The organism is Neisseria sp. P0009.S007, from assembly GCF_051962515.1.
Genome location: NZ_JBQCVF010000490.1, coordinates 1 through 1,069, shown reverse-complemented (window position 1 = coordinate 1,069; position 1,069 = coordinate 1). Strand labels below are relative to the sequence as shown.

Genomic DNA, 1,069 nt, shown 5'->3' with positions numbered 1-1,069 from the left:
GTATGGTTTACGTCCCAGCCGCCGTTATGTTCGGTATAGCTGATATAGCCTGCTTCCAAACCGTCAATGTCGATTTGAAAGCGACGGCGTTCGGGGTAGTGGATAACTTCGGGCATGATGGATTCTCCTAGTTTGAGGCCGTCTGAAACGTATCATTTTCCTGACGGTTGTTCATAATAGTCCGCCAGTTTTTTCAGACGGCCTTTGAGCAGCGGATGCAGCAGTTTTTTTAAAATTACGCTGACGGGCAAAACTACCAAAATCATCGCCAATAAAAAGATGATGTAGAAGCACAACAAGGCACGGCGCAAAAGCGGAGAAATCCTGCCTGCCGCCATCAAAAGCTTGCCCCAGACGAAGAAGCTGCGACCGGCGGCGCGTTCGCTGAAAATCAGTTTTTCATTCACTGTCACCGCGCCCATGTTTTGAAACAGGGTTTCGTCCAAAGGCTGTTGGTTCAATAGTGTATCGCGCAATTTCGTACCAAACCGCGCCGCATCCGCCAATTCTTCTTCAGCAATGCCGGCGGAGGGTAGGGGGCGGAAATAGCGCTTGTCGCCGGTCAGCATCCATGCTGGCGTGGTAATGAAACTTGCCGCGCTGTTGCAGGCATCGATTTTTACGATGTTTCCGATGAGTTTGGCGCCGTTTTGTTTCAGCAAAGATTTCATTTTTTCCTGCGCGCCCAGCCACATATTGCGACAGCCGATAAGCGTGATGACCGGTTTGCCGTCCAGCAGCCGGCGCGTTTCTTCGCATTGCAAAAAGGCGGTCATCGGTTGCGAAGGAGAGAGGAACCAAACGGTGTAGGCAATGACCACTACATCGTAATCTTCGGATGGGATTTGCGGCGGCAGAATCGGGGCGGGTTTTAAATGGACGGTTTCCGGAAAGGTATCGAAAAAACGCCAAAACGGCCACGGAAACGGAAATGCCTGCTCCGGTACGATATTGACGCAATCGACCTGTATGCCGGCTGTTTGCAACGGCGCGGCAAAATTTCGCGCCAGGCTGGAGAGCTGCCCCGTTTGCGAGTAATGCACAATCAGCACTTTTTTCATTATCTTCC

At 51.4% G+C, this 1,069-nt stretch carries 1 protein-coding gene and 1 pseudogene; both read right to left on the bottom strand.

Annotation, left to right across the window (positions count from 1 at the left end; genetic code table 11):
• A pseudogene (locus tag ACTHS3_RS14275) lies at nt 1-116 on the bottom strand (GNAT family N-acetyltransferase); the annotation flags it as partial.
• A 36-nt stretch (nt 117-152) separates the two neighbouring features.
• A complete protein-coding gene (locus ACTHS3_RS14270) occupies nt 153-1,061 on the bottom strand; it encodes a hypothetical protein (protein ID WP_070606158.1) in 909 nt (302 codons plus the stop codon).
• Between the last annotated feature and the right edge of the window lie 8 nt (nt 1,062-1,069).

Excerpts from the sequence above, each read along its gene's own strand:
- ACTHS3_RS14270 (WP_070606158.1), bottom strand. The coding sequence starts at position 1,061 with ATGAAAAAAGTGCTGATTGTGCATTACTCGCAAACGGGGCAGCTCTCC.